The sequence below is a fragment of the Paracoccus sp. S4493 genome (assembly GCF_000967735.1).
GTDB lineage: Bacteria > Pseudomonadota > Alphaproteobacteria > Rhodobacterales > Rhodobacteraceae > Paracoccus > Paracoccus marcusii.
In genome coordinates, this window is the sequence record NZ_JXYF01000512.1 from 1 (window position 1) to 3,338 (window position 3,338).

At 56.3% G+C, this 3,338-nt stretch carries 3 protein-coding genes; 2 read left to right on the forward strand and 1 reads right to left on the reverse strand.

What is annotated here, in order from left to right:
* On the forward strand, positions 1-1,019 hold a 1,019-nt coding region (locus tag TW83_RS18790; RefSeq protein WP_045984313.1), incomplete at its 5' end, for an SIR2 family protein.
* Positions 1,016-2,818 (forward strand): ATP-binding protein, encoded by a 1,803-nt coding sequence (locus tag TW83_RS18795; RefSeq protein WP_045984314.1) that lies wholly within the window; start codon positions 1,016-1,018, stop codon positions 2,816-2,818. The genes TW83_RS18790 and TW83_RS18795, both read left to right, overlap by 4 nt.
* Positions 2,819-2,912: 94 nt before the next feature.
* On the opposite strand, the gene TW83_RS18800 is transcribed toward TW83_RS18795, so the two are convergent.
* The coding region (locus tag TW83_RS18800; protein ID WP_045984315.1) for an IS30 family transposase at positions 2,913-3,338 on the reverse strand (426 nt) is incomplete at its 5' end.

Sequence of the window (3,338 nt, forward strand, 5' to 3'; positions counted from 1 at the left end):
TTACTTGGGGAATGTGGGCTAAGAATGTGATGGGCGATGTGCCGGCTACAGGTAAAGAGAACATCGAGGGACTACTTAGCCTGTGCAAGATGTCGATCGAACTTCTGAAGGTACGAGTGAACGACGATATCTTACACGACGAATTTTCTAGGCTCGAAAGTTTTGAGAAATTCGTAGAGACTGCAGAAATAACCATCCTTGAAAAAGTCGATTTCGTTGAACCGGATACGGATCTGACCGCCCACGCTGGATTCATTCGCAAATTCGCACGACGGTCACCTGAAAAGCCTCGCGTTAAGCTGTTCACGACCAACTACGATCTGTGCATCGAAACGGCTGCCGCCCGCTTGGGTGTGGTGCTTGTAGATGGGTTTTCACACGCCGCCGTGCAGCGTTTCAATCGGGATCATTTCCAACACGACATTGTCCGACGATCCCCGAAAGGCACCAGGGCCGATTATCTTGACGGCGTGTTCCATTCATACAAACTGCACGGATCGGTAGACTGGCGGCGCCAGACCGACGGGGTCGTGATCCGCAGTCAGGCCGCAACCTCTGATGACCTGCGCCCTGTCCTGATCTATCCGCGCTCGACCAAGTACCAAGAGGCATTTGAGACGCCTTACCTCGACATGTTCGCAGCCTTGCAAGAGGCCCTGCGAGAGCCCGACACAACGCTTATCGTCTCAGGGTTTGGGTTCGCGGACGACCATATTAGTGCCCCGATCTGGTCGGCCATTGAGACGAACTTGTCTCTGCGCGTGATCCTCTGCGACAGAGGCTTTATTCCGCATCAACGGCTTGATGCGCTGGATCCGCACGTGATCGATCTCGAATTGGAAAAGCAGCGCCCCTACCAAAGGAAGATCATTAAGCTTGTGCAGGAGGGGGACAGCAGGATCACAGTTTTGAATGGCCGCTTCGAAGATCTGGCGCACGCTCTCCCCGAAATTTCGGGGATGACTGACCGTCAACTCTTGCAAGATCGCTTGGCCAAGCTTGGCGAGGCAGAGGCATGAGTGAACCTGCCTCGCTGATCGACCCTGCCAAGCGCATTGGCACTGTCACTCGCGTAACCGCCAGCGCAGTAGAGCTTACGCTTCCCACCGCACTTGCGGCCTCGGGACGCAGGGGCTTAGCGAGGGGCGCAGTAGGCGACTTTGTATTCGTTGACTGCGATCGAGAGACCGTCTTGGGGCGGATCACCGAGGTGGGCATCCCTGAGAAGCAGAGGTCAAGTCTAGAGCACCAAATCAAGCAGGAAGCATTGGTGGAGCCCAACGGGCGTGTCCAATTGCTTGCGACCGTGACCAAGACTACGCGGAAGGTGTCGCGCGGGATCAACTCCCAGCCTCGTGTCGGGGACGGGGTCTATTTGGCCGATGGTAGTGCTTTATCAGCGTCGATCCAAGACGCCCTTCGGGGCGGAACGAACAGAGATAGCGAGCTGCTGATGGTCAACCTCGGCACCCTGGCGGGGCTAGAGGATGCTGAGATCAGCATACCGCCGGAGAAGCTATTCGGTCGGCATTGCGGTGTTTTTGGGGCCACAGGTGGTGGGAAAAGCTGGACAGTATCGCGCTTAGTCAACGAAATCGTCCGGATCGGTGGCAAATGCATTCTCTTCGACCCTACGGGCGAGTTCACAGGAAAGGTTGCAGGGGCGCGGCAGTTCGCGTTTTCTCAGGCGATTTTGCCAGAACAGCCTTTGGTCCGTTTCCCGAGCGAGCTTCTCTCCGAACTTGACCTTCATGCACTATTGACGCCGACAGGCCAAAGCCAAGGTCCCATGCTTCGAGGTGCAACAAAGAGCCTTCGTATGTCGAAGGCTCTGCGCGATGACCCTCATCGGTTCACTCAAGAGGTGGGAGGTAACAGAACCAAAGTACTCATTCGACATGAAGAGGCCCCATTCGGGCACGTTGTTATCGAAGAACAGGGCTCTATTGAGAAGGCAAATCAAAGTCGAGTTGCATTTGGTAGGGCAGAGTTGCTCCTCGCCGAGCAACTCGCCGCCGAGCAATGCGACTTCGATTTTCGTGTATTGTCCCGGCAAGTGCGCAATGAATGTGTTCGCCCGGTTGGCAATGACGCCATGAACTTCGGTATTCTCGACCCTGCCACTATCGGTTATTGCAATACCTTGATCATTCGAATTGAGACGTTCCTTTCGTCACCGGAGTTGGCCTGCATTTTTTCAGAAGATGGGTTGGACGTCTCAGCTGAGATCGAGAAGTTCTTAGCTGACCCAAGTGAAAGCGCCATGGTGCTTTCCTTCGAGAATGTCAGCTTCAAGCACAACACCCGCGAACTCCTCCTAAATACGCTTGGGCGTTACCTGCTGAGTCTGGCGCGGAAGGGGCGGTTTCGGGAGTGCCCCCTGGTGTGTTTCCTAGATGAAGCCCACCAATTTATTGGCAGGTCAGTAGGCGACGAGCAGAACCATGTCTCGCTTGATGCTTTCGGCTTGATCGCAAAGGAAGGCCGAAAGTACGGCCTCACCACGGTGATAGCCACGCAACGACCCCGCGATGTACCCCAAGACGTGCTCAGCCAGCTTGGCACATTGTTCGTCCATCGGCTAACCAACGAGCGTGACAGGGAGACTATAGAGAAGGCCTGTGGTGATCTTGATAAGAGCGCCGCGGCGTTCATCCCTTCGCTTGCGCAGGGGGAGGCTATAGTCGTCGGCCCAGACCTCCCTGCGCCGCTGCCACTCATGATGACAAAGCCAGAAAAGGGCCAGCAACCTGAAAGTCACGGCCCTATGTATCAGAAGTTTTGGGGCAAACAGGACGTGCCGGTGGTCGAGGAGTAGAAAATGGCTTCGACAGGATGATCTTTAGGGCCTCATCGTTACGGTGACATGCAATGCCGAGAGGATGTCCTCAAGAACCCACCTCTTGGAAGCGCTAGCCCAAATGCGACAATGGTTGCCGGGAGAGTTTCTCCCGTCTGTAGCCGCGTCCGAGTATGTTAGCCTTGAACACCTCGGCAGGCGTTCGGAAGCCGAGGCACTTGCGCGGCGTGGCATTGAGGCCCGCGCAGAGCTGACGGAGCTCCTCCTGGGAAAGCGTGTTCGGATCGGTGTCGCGGCAGAGCCATCGTCTGAGACGCTTGTTGGCGTTCTCGACGGCGCCTTTCTGCCACGGTGACTGCGCCTCGCAGAACCAGGTTTGGGCGCCCACCTCCGCCTGCAGATGCGGCCAATCGATGAACTCGGAACCACGGTCAAAGGTGATCGATCGGCAGGCATGCCGGGGCAGGGGCGTCAATGCTTGGGCGATCTGCGCCATGATCGGCTTGGTGCGCTTTTCAGTAAGCGGCGTCTGAACCCC